The sequence below is a fragment of the Rhodococcus sp. SG20037 genome, from assembly GCF_031763325.1.
In the GTDB taxonomy this organism is placed as follows: Bacteria; Actinomycetota; Actinomycetes; order Mycobacteriales; family Mycobacteriaceae; genus Rhodococcus_F; species Rhodococcus_F qingshengii.
In genome coordinates, this window is sequence record NZ_CP134497.1 from 3,963,120 (window position 1) to 3,979,083 (window position 15,964).

General features: G+C 64.1%; 10 protein-coding genes. 2 read left to right on the forward strand and 8 right to left on the reverse strand.

Features of this window, described 5'->3' with window-relative positions; genetic code table 11:
• Nucleotides 1-169: 169 nt before the first annotated feature.
• The 5 genes from RHP72_RS18190 to RHP72_RS18210 form a co-directional block, all read right to left on the reverse strand.
• Nucleotides 170-3,415, reverse strand: coding sequence for a translation initiation factor IF-2 N-terminal domain-containing protein (locus RHP72_RS18190; protein ID WP_311093660.1), 3,246 nt, complete (start codon nt 3,413-3,415; stop codon nt 170-172).
• A gap of 448 nt (nt 3,416-3,863) precedes the next feature.
• Nucleotides 3,864-4,283, reverse strand: coding sequence for a nucleoside-diphosphate kinase (ndk, locus tag RHP72_RS18195; protein ID WP_003944527.1), 420 nt, complete (start codon nt 4,281-4,283; stop codon nt 3,864-3,866).
• A gap of 18 nt (nt 4,284-4,301) precedes the next feature.
• Nucleotides 4,302-4,742 (reverse strand): DUF4233 domain-containing protein, encoded by a 441-nt coding sequence (locus RHP72_RS18200; protein ID WP_003944448.1) that lies wholly within the window; start codon nt 4,740-4,742, stop codon nt 4,302-4,304.
• Nucleotides 4,739-6,178, reverse strand: coding sequence for a folylpolyglutamate synthase/dihydrofolate synthase family protein (locus tag RHP72_RS18205; protein WP_007730993.1), 1,440 nt, complete (start codon nt 6,176-6,178; stop codon nt 4,739-4,741). Before RHP72_RS18205 ends, RHP72_RS18200 begins: the two co-directional genes overlap by 4 nt.
• Nucleotides 6,175-8,856, reverse strand: coding sequence for a valine--tRNA ligase (locus RHP72_RS18210; protein ID WP_064074827.1), 2,682 nt, complete (start codon nt 8,854-8,856; stop codon nt 6,175-6,177). The genes RHP72_RS18205 and RHP72_RS18210 overlap by 4 nt, the downstream gene beginning before the upstream one ends.
• Before the next feature lie 172 nt (nt 8,857-9,028).
• Here RHP72_RS18210 and RHP72_RS18215 point away from each other — a divergent pair, with 172 nt between their 5' ends.
• Nucleotides 9,029-9,730 carry a hypothetical protein gene (locus RHP72_RS18215; protein ID WP_019749074.1) on the forward strand — a complete coding sequence of 234 codons (702 nt, stop codon included), beginning with the start codon at nt 9,029-9,031 and terminating at the stop codon, nt 9,728-9,730.
• A 71-nt stretch (nt 9,731-9,801) separates the two neighbouring features.
• On the opposite strand, the gene RHP72_RS18220 is transcribed toward RHP72_RS18215, so the two are convergent.
• The 3 genes from RHP72_RS18220 to RHP72_RS18230 form a co-directional block, all read right to left on the reverse strand.
• Nucleotides 9,802-11,835: a S9 family peptidase gene (locus RHP72_RS18220; RefSeq protein WP_311093661.1), complete on the reverse strand. Its 2,034-nt coding sequence runs from the start codon at nt 11,833-11,835 to the stop codon at nt 9,802-9,804.
• 12 nt (nt 11,836-11,847) lie between these two features.
• Complete coding sequence (locus RHP72_RS18225; RefSeq protein WP_030536638.1) at nt 11,848-12,462, reverse strand: GNAT family N-acetyltransferase; 615 nt, start codon at nt 12,460-12,462, stop codon at nt 11,848-11,850.
• A gap of 63 nt (nt 12,463-12,525) precedes the next feature.
• The gene (locus tag RHP72_RS18230; RefSeq protein WP_030536639.1) at nt 12,526-13,533 is read right to left on the reverse strand and encodes an iron-siderophore ABC transporter substrate-binding protein; all 1,008 of its coding nucleotides are present in this window, start codon (nt 13,531-13,533) and stop codon (nt 12,526-12,528) included.
• Nucleotides 13,534-13,654: 121 nt separating this feature from the next.
• Between RHP72_RS18230 and RHP72_RS18235 the strand changes: the two genes are divergently transcribed.
• The gene (locus RHP72_RS18235; RefSeq protein WP_030536640.1) at nt 13,655-15,964 is read left to right on the forward strand and encodes an FdhF/YdeP family oxidoreductase; all 2,310 of its coding nucleotides are present in this window, start codon (nt 13,655-13,657) and stop codon (nt 15,962-15,964) included.

Here is a 15,964-nt window from a genome sequence, read left to right on the forward strand (position 1 = left end):
CGGGTGGCGACCCTCCAAGGTTACGGGAAAGCAACCGTCAGGGTCAAACCGCCCCGCCGAGGGGTGGTGCTTACTACTCTGTACTGCTTCTACCAGCTGAAACTTCGGATAGCGGTTGGATGTCCTCGCTCATCGCGAAGTCATCCAACCGACCGAAAGCCAGTAGTTCTTACTCTCCGTCTACCGGAGGACCTGCGGGACGTGCTGCTGCACGCCTGCGACGGGGTCTCTTGACGACGACAACTTCTTCCTCGGCCGGAACTTCGGTGGCCGGAGCCGGAACGTTTTCCGCGACCGCGTCCACCACGGGTTCCGGAGTCGGAATCACGAAGACCGTGCCCACCTCGGGAGCTGCCTCGGCAACCGGTGCCGACGCTGCCCGCGACGCCCGGCGACTACGCCGACGACCGCGCGGAGCTGCTTCGGTCGAAGCTGCGGCCGACTCGTTGTCCACTGCGGATACTTCTTCCGCAGCAGAGTCCACAACAGGAACGTCATGGTGCTCAGCAGCAGCAGGAGTATCGATCGGCCGATCTTGTTGCCGATCGGCACTTTTGGATGCATCGTCCCCCGAAGACACACCGGCGGAATCAGACTCGGTCGAGTCGGCCGCGACGGTCTCGTCGTCGTCGTGGTGATGCGAGGCCATCGCCAATGCCACCGGATGAGCCCGCTTGACCGTCGCGTCGACGGCCGGAACCTCCGGCGCCGGAGCTTCCTGTCCGTTGGACTCGGTCGAAGCCGACTTGTCTCCGCGGCCACGCTTGTTCTTGCGCGAGGTACCGGAATCACTGCGCTGCGAGCCCGAACGCGATCCTCCGTCGTCCGAGGACTTCACCTCGACGGGCTCGGAATGGACGATGATGCCGCGGCCGTGGCAGTGCTCACAGGTGGTCGAGAAGGCCTCGACCAATCCGGTGCCCAACTTCTTGCGCGTCATCTGCACGAGCCCGAGTGACGTGACCTCCGACACCTGATGGCGCGTGCGATCGCGACCCAGGCATTCGGTGAGCCGACGCAGGACCAGGTCCCGGTTCGATTCGAGAACCATGTCGATGAAGTCGACGACGATCATTCCGCCGATGTCCCGCAGGCGCATCTGGCGAACGATCTCCTCGGCCGCTTCGAGGTTGTTACGGGTGACGGTCTCTTCGAGGTTTCCGCCGGCTCCGGTGAACTTGCCGGTGTTGACGTCGACGACGGTCATGGCCTCGGTGCGGTCGATCACCAGGGTGCCGCCGGACGGCAGCCACACCTTGCGATCGAGTGCCTTGGCCAACTGCTCGTCGATACGGCGAGCCGCGAAGACGTCGATACCGTTGTTCGGCGTGTACTTCTCGAGCCGCGGAAGCAGGTCGGGCGCAACGGAGTTGATGTAGTTCTCGACCGTCGTGTGCGCCTTCTCGCCCTCGATGACCAGCTTGGAGAAGTCCTCGTTGAACAGATCACGAATGACCTTGACCAGCATGTCAGGCTCTTCGTACAGCGCCTGCGGGTTGCCGGACTTACCGGTGTCCGCAGCCGCAGCCTGCTCCTCGATGCCGGCCCACTGAGCCTGCAGACGAGTCACGTCGCGCGCCAACTCTTCTTCGCTGACGCCCTCGGACGCCGTGCGAATGATCACGCCCGCGTCGGCGGGCACGATGTCGCGCAAGATTTCCTTGAGACGCTTGCGCTCGGTGTCCGGAAGCTTGCGGCTGATACCCGTGGACGTACCACCGGGCACGTAGACGAGGAAACGACCGGCAAGCGAAATCTGTGTCGTCAGTCGAGCACCCTTGTGGCCGACCGGATCCTTGCTGACCTGAACGAGCACCTGATCGCCAGGCTTGAGAGCCTGCTCGATCTTGCGCGAGTTGCCACCGAGACCGGCAGCCTCCCAGTTGACCTCACCGGCGTAGAGAACACCGTTGCGGCCACGTCCGATGTCGATGAACGCAGCTTCCATGCTGGGGAGCACGTTCTGGACACGTCCGAGGTACACGTTGCCGACCATCGACGCGGACGCCGAGTTGGTGACGAAGTGCTCGACCAGCACTCCGTCTTCGAGGACTGCTACCTGTGTAGTCGCATGCGGCTGACCGCTGTCTGCCCGATCGCGCACAACCATGACGCGATCGACGGCCTCACGACGCGCGAGGAACTCCGACTCGGTCAGGATCGGTGGGCGACGTCGGCCCGCGTCACGACCGTCGCGGCGACGCTGGCGCTTCGCTTCCAGACGTGTCGAACCACTGATGCCCTGGACCTCGTCCTTGACGCGGGTCTTGTTGCGCGGCTCGCGCTCGTGAACGACGGTGTTCGGCGGATCGTCCTCGGACGTCGCAGCCGCGTCGGTGGCGCCGTCGGTGCCGGTCTTGCGACGACGACGACGACGGCGACGGCGGCTCGATCCGTCGGCATCGAGATCGGAATCGTCGGCGTTCTCGGAATCCGCATCAGCGGTGGACTCGGACTTATCACCGGATTCTTCGCCGGCAGCGTCGTCGGTTTGCTTCTCGACTGCCGCAGGGGCAGATTCCTGCTCCGATTCGGTAGCGGTATCCGACTCTTCGTCCGAACCCTGCTCGCCACCCTGTTCACCGCGACCACGTCCACGTCCACGGCGTCCACGACGACGGCGACGCGGCTGATCGTCGTCCTCGTCCTCGGACTCGGCGCTCTCGCCCTCGGTTTGCGGTGCGGTCACAGCCGGCTCTTCGACGGCAGGAACTGCAACCGGCGCTGCCTCGGGAACGACGGTTTCGGCTTCCGCGGTTGTCTGCTTCTCTTCGACGACCGCCGGTGCAGCAGGCTCGCGGCGTGCGCGACGGCGACGCGGAGCTACCTCGGCGGCTTCGAGATCCGGCTGCAGGAACAGCGGGACCTGCGGCGCGGCGGGAGCCACCTCGGGCTGATGGGTCTGCGGCGCCTCGAAGGAAGTGAACAGATCGGACTGCTCGGCTTCCTTGCTCTGCAGCGCAGCAGCGGCGTCGAGTCCAGCGCTGATCTCGGCGACAGCCGGATCCACTGCTTCTTCTGCTGCAGGTTCTTCGACGACGACCTTTTTGCGGGTGCGACGAGCCCTGACAGGCTTCTCGGCCGGAGCCTCTGCAACAGGAGCCTCCACGGGAGCTTCTGCAGCAGGCTCCTCGGCAACCGGCGCCTCGACAACCGGGTCGATGAGGGTGTCGAGCTCGGCGACGACGGGCTCGATGGCCTCGGCCGCGGAAGTCAACGAGGCATGAATCCGCTGAGCGACGTCACGGTGGAGACTCGACTGCGCGCTGCGCAATTCGGTACCGAGCGCTGCGGCTTCGGCAAGGACCTGCTTGCTGGTGACGCCGAGCAACTTCGCCAGCGCGTGTACGCGCATCTTGTCGGGAAATTCCGGGGTGGTGCTGGAATCTGATTCGGTTGGGGATTGATCGGCCACGTAAGTCTCCTCAGCCCCCGGGCGCGTCCAACCCAGAAGTCGAGTTGTCACGCGGCCACGCGGGAGCGTGCTGTGTGTACTCGCACTCAGAAGTGAGTACGAGATTGTAAGGTCTCGCTCCGCATGGTCCGCAATGCCCGTTATTCACTGCGAGCACATGAAGTGCCTGGCTGGATGGCCGTTGTCCTGTGCGCGAGCGCCTGATCATCCAGCGTGCAGAGGTCCAGGGATTTCCTGTTGACCTGGAGCAGCGATGAAAGGGCATCGAACCTAGGTGTCATCCGGTTGAACGTGCGTAAAACAAATTGCGGTTCAACTGAAAGCAGTATCCCACACCAACGCGCCTGCAACTGCAAAGGGCGCACCGATGTGGGATACGTGCCGAGAATTCGCTGTGGAGATGTGGGCCGAAGGCCCGTTCATGTGGGCCAGAGGCCCGATCGGAGATTCAGATGGACGACAGCGCCGGGAACCACAGAGCGATTTCACGCTCTGCCGACTCCACGGAGTCGCTGCCGTGAACGAGGTTCTGCTGCGCTTCGAGTCCGAAGTCGCCGCGGATCGTACCCGGAAGAGCCTTGTCGACCGGGTCGGTTCCGCCGGCCAACTGACGGAAAGCAGCGATGGCTCGGGGGCCTTCGAGCACTGCGGCCACCAGCGGACCGGAGGTGATGAACTCCAACAAGCTCGGGTAGAACGGACGCTCGGCGTGTTCTGCGTAGTGGCTACCAGCCACCTCTTCGGAAGCTACGCGGAGGTCGAGTGCTGCAATTGTCAGGCCTTTGCGCTCGATACGGCTGAGGATTTCTCCTACGTATCCACGGGCAACGGCGTCGGGCTTGATCAGTACGAGGGTGCGCTCAGTCACAGCGGACAGCCTAAATGGTCAGTCCCGCTGACCGGGAAGCAGGCCCTTGTCCATCCGGCGCTTGATGTCTCTCTGCAGGTAGACGAGGTATCCCCAGACGATCCCGAAGGTGATCGCCACACCGGCGATCGACGGGTGGACGAAGAAACCGAACAGAAGGATCACCTGCAGCGCGACGTTGAACCCCATCGCCCACGGCTTGCCCTGGATGCCCGCACCCAGAATCATCAGTACCGCCAACCCGATGATGAATCCCGCGGAGGCCGCGGTGAGGCCTCCGCCGACGACCGCGACAACCGGCAAAGCCAGCAGCACGACGATCGCCTCGAGGATCAGGGTTCCGGCCATCACTCCGCGGAAGCTTTTCCACGGGTCCTTGGTCGGCGGCCCGAACTCGCCGGCAGTGTCTCCGGGCTCGTGGTCTCCGGACTCGGGATTGGCATCTGACGGGGTACTCACGCGGGGTCCTTTCCGAACAGCGTGCGGGCGGCGCCTGCGGTCACGACGGATCCCGTCACCACCACACCCGCCCCTGATACGGCCTCACCGGGTTCGGCGACCTGCTCGGCGATTTCGATCGCGACTTCCAAGGCGTCGGCAAGCACCGGCGCAACGACGACCCGCTCGTCGCCGAACTTCGCGACGGCGATGTTCGCCAGTTCTTCGACGTCCATCGCCCGGGGTGACCCGTTGTGGGTGACGACGATCTCGTCGAAGACGGATTCGAATGCAGTCAGGATGGCGTCGACGTCCTTGTCCGCCATGACGCTGACCACTCCCACGAGCTTGCGGAAGTCGAACTCGGCGGCCAGTGCGGCCGCGAGAGCGCGGGCACCGTCTGGATTGTGGGCGGCGTCGAGAAAGACCGTCGGCGCACTCCGAACACGTTCGAGGCGACCGGGATTGACGACCGAGGCGAACCCGTTGCGGATTGCATCCTGATCCAGTTGTCGATCCGGACCGGCACCGAAGAACGCTTCTACGGCAGCGAGCGCGAGCGCGGCGTTGCGCGCCTGATGCTCACCGTGAAGGGGGAGGAAGATGTCGGTGTACACACCGCTCAAGCCTTGAAGTTCGAGCTGCTGTCCGCCCACCGCGATCTGGCGAGCAAGCACCTTGAACTCCGAGCCTTCACGAGCGACCGCGGCCTCCACCTCGACAGCACGCCGCAGCAATACCTCCATGACTTCGGGAGTCTGCTCGGCGATGATCGCGACGGTGTCCACCGGAACCAGGTCCTCGCGGCCCTTCTTGATGATCCCGGCCTTCTCCTCCGCGATCCCGGCCAGGTCGGTGCCCAGGTACTCGGCGTGATCGAGGCTGATCGGGGTGATCACCGCAACCTGCCCGTCGATCACGTTGGTGGCGTCCCAGCGTCCGCCGAGGCCGACCTCGACCACGGCGACGTCGACCGGCGCCTCCGCGAAGGCCGCATAGGCCATGGCGGTGAGCACTTCGAACTTGCTCATCGCCGGTCCCCCGGCTTCCTCCGACTGTGCGTCGATCATCTGCACGTACGGCTCGATCTCGCGGAACGTGTCCACGTAGAGCCGCGGCGAGATCGGATGACCGTCGATGCTGATCCGCTCGGTCGCGATTTGCAGATGAGGGCTGGTGGTTCGCCCGGTGCGACGATGCAGAGCCGTCATCAACGAATCGATCATGCGCGTCACCGACGTCTTACCGTTGGTTCCCGTGACGTGCACCGACGGATAGTTGTGCTGAGGCGAGCCCAGGACATCCATGAGCGCCTCGATACGAGTCAGTGACGGCTCGATCTTGGTCTCGGGCCAACGCTTGTCGAGTTCTGCTTCCACCAGCGCCAGTTCGGCGATGTCGACCGGAGTCGGAACCGAACTCTGAGCGTCGAATTGGGACGGCTCGTACGAACTCACTTGTCGGCCAGCTCCTTCAGACGTCCCGTGATGCGCTCGATCTCTTCGACGGCGATCTGGCGACGTGTCTTGATCTTGTCGACGACGGCGTCGGGCGCCTTCGCCAGGAAGGCCTCGTTCGCCAGCTTGTTGTCAGCGGTGACGAGCTCCTTCTGCGCTGCCGCGAGGTCCTTTTCGAGCCGCTTCTTCTCCGCGCCGAGGTCGATGGTGCCCGAGGTGTCGATGTCGACAGTGACGGTGCCCTGGCTCAGGCGCACCTCGACGGAGATCGACGCGGTGAATCCCTCTTCGGGTTCGGTCAGCTTGGCCAGCGCCGCCACGTAGGCGAACTGGCCGTCCATGCCGGCCTCCGAGAGCCCGGACGCACGAGCCGGGACCTTCTGGGAAGGCTTGAGTCCCTGATCGTTTCGGAATCGTCGCACCTCGGTGATCAGCTTCTGCGTGTCTTCGATCCTGGTTGCGGCCTGGGCGTCGACTGCCTCACCGGACAACACGGGCCATTCGGCGACGACCACGGACTCGCCGCCGGTGAGCACCTTCCACAGGGTTTCGGTCACGAACGGAATGACCGGGTGCAGGAGGCGGAGCAGTGCATCGAGAACGTTGCCGAGCACGGCGCGGGTGTTCGCGGCGACGGCCTCGTCGGCGGCGAACTGCACCTTGGCGAGTTCGAGGTACCAGTCACAGACCTCGTCCCACGCGAAGTGGAACAGGCCTTCGCACGCCTTGCTGAACTCGTAGCGATCGAATGCGGCGTCCGCCTCGGCCTGGACCGTGTCGAGACGGTCGAGGATCCAACGATCGGCGTCGGTCAGTTCGCTTCGAGCGGGCAGCGGCGCGGGAGCAGCGCCGTTCATCAGAGCGAACTTGGTCGCGTTGAACAACTTGGTCGCGAAGTTGCGCGAGGACTGCGCCGAATCCTCACCGACGGACAGGTCGCTGCCCGGGTTGGCGCCGCGTGCAAGTGTGAATCGCAGGGCGTCGGCGCCGAAACGATCGACCCAGTCGAGTGGGTCGATACCGTTGCCGCGAGACTTCGACATCTTCTTGCCGTACTGATCGCGGACCAGTCCGTGCAGGAACACGTCCTTGAACGGCATCTGCGCGCCGGACTTACCCGGACCGGCGGTGATCGACTCGTCCTCGGACACGTAAGTGCCGAACATCATCATGCGGGCGACCCAGAAGAACAGGATGTCGTAGCCGGTGACGAGAACACTGGTGGGATAGAACTTTTCGAGTTCGGGCGTGTTGTCCGGCCAGCCCATCGTCGAGAAGGGCCACAGTCCGGAGGAGAACCAGGTATCGAGGACGTCGGGATCCTGGACCCAGCCTTCCGGCGCCGTTTCGTCAGGACCGAAGCACGCAACTTCACCCTCGGGGCCGTACCAGACCGGAATGCGGTGACCCCACCAGAGTTGACGGGAAATGCACCAGTCATGCATGTTGTCGACCCAGTCGAACCAGCGTGGCTCCTGGCTCGCCGGGTGAATGACGGTGTCCCCGTTGCGAACCGCGTCACCCGCAGCCTTGGCGAGCGTCTCGACCTTGACCCACCACTGCAACGAGAGACGAGGCTCGATGGCCTCGCCACTGCGCTCGGAGTGCCCGACGCTGTGCAGGTACGGGCGCTTCTCGGCGACGACGCGTCCCTGCTCGGCGAGAGCTTCGCGAACCTTGACGCGAGCCTCGAAGCGGTCCATTCCGTCGAATTCGGTTCCGGTGTCGGCAATCTTGCCGGTCTTGTCCATGATGGTGGGCATCGGCAGGTTGTGCCGCAGGCCCATCTCGAAGTCGTTGGGATCGTGAGCCGGCGTGATCTTCACAGCGCCGGTTCCGAACTCGGGGTCGACGTAGTCGTCGGCGATGATCGGGATCTGACGCCCGGTGAACGGATGATCGAGAGTGGTGCCGATGAGGTGCTTGTAGCGCTCGTCCTCGGGATGGACCGCTACTGCGGTGTCACCGAGCATTGTCTCGACGCGAGTGGTCGCGACGATGACGTGCGGCTCGTTGTCGTCGAGCGAGCCGTAGCGCAGGGAAACCAGCTCACCCTCGACGTCCTCGAACTTCACCTCGATGTCGGAGATCGCGGTCTGCAGCACCGGCGACCAGTTCACGAGACGCTCGGCGCGGTAGATCAGGCCCTCGTCGAACATGCGCTTGAAGACGGTCTGGACGGCGCGGGAGAGGCCCTCGTCCATCGTGAAACGATCACGACTCCAGTCGACGCCGTCACCGATGCGCCGCATCTGGCCACCGATGGTTCCACCGGATTCGCGCTTCCAGTCCCAGACCTTGTCGATGAACAGCTCGCGGCCGAAATCTTCCTTGGTCTTTCCGTCGGCAGCGAGTTGCTTCTCGACGACGGACTGCGTGGCGATACCGGCGTGGTCCATGCCTGGCAGCCACAGCACCTCGTAGCCCTGCATCCGCTTGCGACGGCTGAGCACGTCCATGAGGGTGTGATCCAGGGCATGGCCCATGTGCAGGCTGCCGGTGACGTTCGGGGGCGGCAGCACGATGGAGTAGCCGGGCTTGTCGCTGGTCGCGTCGGCCTGGAAGTACCCGGCGTCTACCCAGCCTTGATACAGATCGGCCTCTACCGCGCTGGGGTCCCAGCTCTTGGGTAGGGCGTCGGCGGGGGTCTGGGGGTTCTCTGGAGCTGCACTGGTCACCACTTGATCCTAATGACTCCCCCGTCGTGAACGAATTCGCCCGTCGGCCGCCGCAGCGCACACGAACGACTGCCCCGCGGTCCGGGGTCAGCCGAACAAACGATATTCACCGATCCGCTCCGCTGACAGGATCGCTCTGAAGGACGACCGACCAACTACCCGTGGAGCAAATATGTTGAACAACTGGAGTTCTCGCCGTCCCGGCGTTCGAACCTTGGCGGCGGCCGCGACGATCGGAGCGGCGGTTGCCCTCGTGCTTCCGGCGACTGCGTCCGCTGCCCCCGGCATCGAAGAAAGTGTGCAAGGAAGCATCGACAGTGGCAGCGCCACGATCAACGGAAGCGTCGGCGATATCGGGAACGACATCGCAAACGGCATCGCCAGCGGCAGCGTGGGTGACATCGTCGGCGGGATCGCCACCGGGAACCTCAACGACGTCCTCGGCGGCCTGAACGCCGGCTCGACCAGCGCGACGGACATCGTCAACGGCCTGGCCAGTGGCAACGTCAGGGACATTCTCAGTGGCCTGGCCAGCGGCAGCGGCGGCGGCGGATCGTTTGCGCCCACGCAGCGCTGCGACGCCTCGACCGTCTCGGGCGGCGCAGGAATCACCAGCACCAAGCACGAACTCGGCCGCGGTGGCCCGACCTCGTTCGTGCTCGGCTACGAGACCGAAAACGTCCCGGACCTGATCGAGGTGTACTACGAAGGTCGGTTGATCCACAGCACCGGATACATCGGCGACAACATCAACGAGGGAACTGGTTCAGCTGTCGTCAACGTGCCCGCCGGTGGGGCGTCGTCCGTTCTGGTTCGCGTCACGGGCCCTGACCACACCGAGTGGTCGTACACCGTTCGTTGCCCCGGCGCCTGATTCCGGTCCGGATCCACGCGAAGACGCTCGTGCCTCGTTCGGTGTTTCATCCGAACGAGGCACGCGCGGGTTCAGCCCAGAATCTCCGGTAGCGCGACATCTTCGCCGAGAACGTGCTCGGAGAGGAACGCGGTGACCACCTCGTACCAGATCTTGGTGTGCTGCGGCTTGAGCACCCAATGATTCTCGTCGGGGAAGTAGAGGAAGCGATGGTCCGTTTTCCCGTCGTCGTCGGCGGGCAGACCTGACTCGGCAAGCAGTTCGTACCAGAGTCGCAAGCCCTCACCGATCGGAACCCGGTAGTCCTTGTCGCCATGGATGACCAGCATCGGAGTCGTGATGTCCGCGACGTACAGATGCGGCGAATTCTCGACGGCCATCTCAGGCGACATCTCGCGCTGCCAGTACCAGGCAGCGTCCGTCGTCGGGCCGAATTGATCGAGTGCCCACAGACTCGCGTGGGTGACGATGGCGTCGAAACGGTTGGTATGTCCGGCAATCCAGTTGGCCATGTAACCACCGAACGAACCACCCATCGCGCCGGTTCGCTTGGGGTCGATCTCGGGCTGGGCGACAGCAGCATCGGTGATCGCCATCAGATCGGTGAAGGGCGCCTTGCCCCACTGACCCCACCCCCGCTGGACGAAGTCCTGGCCGTATCCGGTCGAGAGCGCGGGATCTGGTAGCAGTACTGCATAGCCCTTGGCGACGAGCAGCCACGGATTCCACCGCCAGGACCAGGTGTTCCACGAACCGAGTGGGCCGCCGTGGACCCAGAGAAGCAATGGCACCGGTGCATGCGGCGCGGCGCCCGTCGGCAGCGCCAACCAGCTACGCACCGTCGAACCGTCCTCGGCACGCGCGGTGATCTCGGTCAGTGTTCCCGGCAGCTCCGGCAAAGTGTCGGGCCCACGAAGTGCGGTGATCTCACCTGATCGCAGATCGACCCGCACCACGTGCGGGGGCGCTTCGTACGAGGCTCGCAACGCGTAGATCGACTCACCGTCCGGCGCCACTCGAAGGTCGGTGTACGCCGCGTCGTCGGCTGTCAGGCGCACTGGTTGGCCCCACAGGTCGATGGTGAAGATCGGACCGCGGCCGCCGTCGTCAGCGGTGACGACCAGCCCGGATCCGTCGGGTAGCCAGGCAAGTGAGGTAGGCCAGCGATCCCAGCCGTCGGCGACGCCGGTCACGGCACCGGATCCGAAGTCGTAGAGCTGCAGAGTCATTCGTGGTGCGGACTCCGGTGTGGTGAGTGTCTCCCGGATGAACGCGAGCTTGGTTCCGTCCGGCGAGAGCACCGGGTTGTAGACGTCCGCGTCGGCCTCGTCGACAAGCGTGACTCGGTCACCGGTCACCGTGTCGATCCGAACCAACGTCGATCGGCGGGCGGCACTCGCATCGCCGACAGTCCACGTGGTCACGACGAAGAGACCGTCGTCGGAAATCGTGGTCGACGTCTCCCGCAGCGCTGCGCCTGCCGTCGATGTGATGTCCCGCAACTCGACGGATTCCTTCGAATCCGTCTCGGCCACAACCAGATGCGGATGATCGGGGCCCAGGTCGTGGTCCCAGTGGCGCACCGGATAACCGGTGTGCAGCATCGCCGTGACTTTCTTGTCCTTGCGCGCCGATCGCACCTGATCGTCCTGGTCGAGGCTGATCGCCGAAGCCATGACCGACGTCTGGGCCACGAACGTCGGCGCCGCCTTCGCCGCTGATACCGACGAGACACCACCGGGACGCGAGATCAGCAGCTGAGCTTCTCCGCCCGCCGCTGGTAGGCGCCAGAGTGCTGGTTGCGGATCACTCTCGCCCAGCACGGCTCGCGTGGCAGTGAAGAGCACGTCGCCGTCGAACGCGAAGGCAGCACCGGACTCGCTGGTCGAACCCCAGGTCAACCGACGCGCAGGACGCCGGCCTTCCGGGTCGATCTCCCACAACGAGGACACGTATTCGGCGCTCTTGTCGTCGAGAACGGCGCGCGCGCAGATCAGCAGCGAGCCGTCAGGTGACAACACCAGGCCGGACAACCTGGCCAGAGCGATGTAGTCGTCGAGTTCGTCGAACGGTGTGCCTGCGTGGAGCTCGGGAATCTGGGTCACCACTAGTTCGTATCACGCGCCCCGCGGTTGACGCATCATTGCGTAGATCGTCGGCCCGCCGCCTGGCATGACGATGTCACGGGTCACTTCGAAACCGAAGCGGTTGTAGTACGGGATGTTCGATTCCTTGCTGCTCTCGAGGTAAGCGTCGACATGTTCACGGTCACAACGCTCCAACCGAGAGTTCAGCAGCGCTTTGCCGTATCCCCCACCGCGCGCCGCGCTGCCGGTCCCGACGGTCGCGAGATACCAGTGCGGCGAATTCGGGTGTGCTCCTTCGAGAACGGAGCTGACCTCGGCCGCGTGTCGTAGCCCCCTGCCGAAGACACGCACCATTGCGGGCAGGCTCACGAGCCCGGAAATCCACGACTGCTTCCACCGCCCCGGCGGATCCCACAGAGTTGCCCCGCCGATCAGGCCGTTGTCGTCGGTGGCCACCTCGACGCCGCCCCCGGCGAGGTGGTGGTAACGAGCTTCTGCGGCAAACAGTTTCGTCAGGCGATCAGCCCTGGTGGCCTCGTCCGGCAACATCCACGCCATCAAGGGATCATCTTCGAACGCCTCGGCCAACACTGCCGACAGTGCCGGAATATCGGATCGGACAGCCGGCCGTACGTGTACACCCATGAGGCGAGAGTACCGCCGACTGTCCGAATCACTGGACTTTGAACAGCGCTGTCCTTGAACCGATCAGACGAGCAAGCCCGCAATCCGCGGCGGAATCTGTTCGAGCGCGTACGGCAAGCTCAGTACGGTGCTCCACGTCATGGCTTCGGCAGCAGCGTCTTCCAGAATGATCGCGCGGCCGTCCTTCACGACGTCGAGTTCCTGGTAGATCGGGGTCTTGTCCAGCTCCGCGCGAAGCTTGTCGCCGTAGCCGCCACCGGCGTACCAGACGAGTACGTCGACGTCCGCGAGCGAGAGTTGCTCGGTGCTGATCTCGGCGAAGTTACCCGTGATCTGATCGGTGACAGGCGGATTCACGAATCCGAGTTCGGTGAAGAACCGCACCTTCGGGTCTTCCGGTCCGTAGACCCCGAACTGCCCCGGCCCCTTCAACGCGCCGACCAGAACGGTCTTGCCGGCAAACGCCGGATTGGCCGTCTTCACGTCGGCGAACTTCTGGTCGACGCCGGCGATCAGCTCGGTGGCCTTACCCTGCTGCCCCAACGCTTCGCCGATGATGGTCGTCTGGTTCTGCCAGGGGATTCCGTAATCCGCGAACTCCTTGGGCTGCGCCACCGTCGGCGCAATGGCACTGAGTTTGTCGTATTGCGCCTGAGTGAGCCCGGAGTAGGTGCCGACAATGAGGTCGGGTGTCGTGGCCGCGACCTTCTCCATCTGAATGGTGGTGCCCGCAGTTCCGATGATCTCGGGAGTCGCCCCGTTCAGCAGCGGCTGCGCCCAGGGCCACACTCCGTAGGGGTAATCGCCGTACCAGTCGAAGGTTCCGACCAAGGTCCCACCGAGCGCCAGGATCGCATCTTGATCGTTGTATCCGACACTGACGATCCGCTGCGGATCCTTGGGCAACTCCGTAGCCCCGAACTTGTGGGTGATCGATTCCGCAGAGTCACCGCTGGGAGGTGTGTCCTCGTCGTTCGAACTGGAGCAGGCTGCGGCGAATGCCAGCAACGCTCCCGACGTGCCGATCAGAAATCCGCGCCGGGTCAGCCGACCTGCGTCCGTTCGATCCATGTTCCTACCCCTTAAAGTCTGCTGGTTCGGTAGGTAAGGCTAGCCGATGAAAGCTTCATTCCGGCTAGTTCGACCGGCCCATTCGATGGCAGTACCGCGCCGTTCGGGCCACTATGGAGACATGACGCGCCAGGGCCCCTCGAAGGACATCGACGAATCGGATCTCGAAGTCACGCACCCCAAGGACTACGCCGCCGGAGTTCCGGCCGTTCTGGTGTCGCTGCAACGAGGAATCGAGCAGATGGGAGCCTTGCGGACCGCCCGAACGCTCACCAGACTCAACCAGCGACACGGCTTCGACTGCCCGGGGTGTGCGTGGCCGGAGACTCCCGGACATCGCAAGCCCGCCGAATTCTGCGAGAACGGAGCGAAGGCTGTTGCCGAGGAAGCAACGCTTCGCACCGTCACACCCGAATTCTTCGCGGAGCACTCGATCGCCGATCTCGAAGGCAAGACCGACTACTGGCTCGGACAGCAGGGGCGACTGACGCACCCGATGGTCCTGACGCCGGGAGCAACCCATTACCGGCCGATCGACTGGGACGGCGCGTACGCACTGATCGCCGAACATCTGAACGGCCTCGCATCGCCGGACGAAGCGGTGTTCTACACCTCCGGTCGCACGTCCAACGAAGCCGCGTTTCTCTACCAGTTGATGATTCGCAGCTACGGCACCAACAACATGCCCGACTGTTCCAACATGTGTCACGAGTCGTCCGGAAGCGCACTGACCGAATCCATCGGCATCGGCAAAGGCTCGGTGACGGTTCCCGACCTCGAGAACGCCGATCTCATCCTCATCGCCGGACAGAACCCCGGCACCAACCACCCTCGAATGCTCTCGACGCTGGAGAAGGCAAAGAGCAACGGCGCCAAGATCATTGCCATCAATCCTCTACCCGAGGCGGGATTGCGCAGGTTCAAGGATCCACAGAAGGTGTCCGGCGTGATCGGGCACGGAGTCGACATCGCGGACGAGTTCCTGCAGATCCGGCTGGGCGGCGACATGGCGCTGTTCCAAGGCCTGGGGAAGCTGCTGCTCGAGCAGGAAGATCGCGCTCCCGGGACGGTCGTCGACCGCGCTTTCGTCGACCGGTACTGCGCCGGTTGGGACGAATACGAGAAGCACATCCGCGCGGTCGATCTCGACACGGTACTCGAGGCAACGGGTCTGTCGATGGCACAGCTCGAGGAAACGGCTGCCGCACTTGCCCGATCCGAGCGAACCGTCACCTGCTGGGCCATGGGGATCACTCAGCACACACACGGAGTCGCCACCATCGAAGAAGCAGTCAACCTGCTGCTCATGCGTGGAATGATGGGCAAACCCGGTGCCGGCGTTTGTCCGGTGCGAGGACACTCCAATGTCCAGGGTGACCGCACGATGGGCATCTGGGAAAAGATGCCGGAAGAGTTCCTGGCCGCGCTCGATACCGAGTTCTCGATCTCGAGTCCCCGCAAGCACGGATGGGACACCGTCGACGCGATCCGCGCCATGAACGCAGGCAAGGCAAGCTTCTTCATGGCGATGGGCGGCAACTTCATCCAGGCAAGCCCGGACACCGCAGCGACCGAAACAGCGTTGCGTCAATGCGAACTCACCGTGCAGGTGTCCACCAAGCTGAACCGCAGTCACGTCGTCCACGGGCAGACCGCGATCATCCTCCCCACCCTCGGACGCACCGACCTCGACGTCCAAGCCGGCGGAAAGCAGCTTGTCTCCGTGGAGGATTCGATGTCCATGGTGCACCTGTCGCGCGGACGCCTCACACCGGTCAGCCCCTACCTGCGTAGCGAAGTCGCCATCATCTGCCAACTCGCCCGCGAACTACTCGGCAACGATCACTCCGTCCGCTGGTCGGCCTTCGAGGGCAACTACGATCTGATCCGCGATTCCATCTCACGGGTAGTGCCAGGCTGCGAAAACTACAACTCCCGCGTTCGAGAGCCAGACGGATTCCAACTCCCCCACCCGCCGCGTGACTCGCGTGAGTTCCGCACGCACACCGGCAAAGCCAACTTCGGCGTGAACGACCTGCACTGGATACCCACTCCGAGTGGGCGCCTGATTCTGCAGACGATGCGCAGCCACGACCAGTACAACACCACGATCTACGGCCTCGACGACAGATACCGCGGCATCAAGGGCGGACGCAAAGTCATCCTCGTCAACGCCGAAGACATCACCGCGCTCGGATTCCGTGACGGCGATCTCGTCGACATCGTGTCCGAGTGGACAACACCCGACGGCACACTCGAAGAGCGTCGGGTCACGGAATTCCGCATCGTCTCCTACGACACCCCGCGCGGCAATGCTGCGGCGTACTACCCCGAGACAAATCCGCTCGTTCCCCTCGAACACGTTGCAGCCAAGTCGAACACGCCGGTGTCGAAGGCCGTCACCGTTCGACTCGAAGCATCGGGCGCCTGA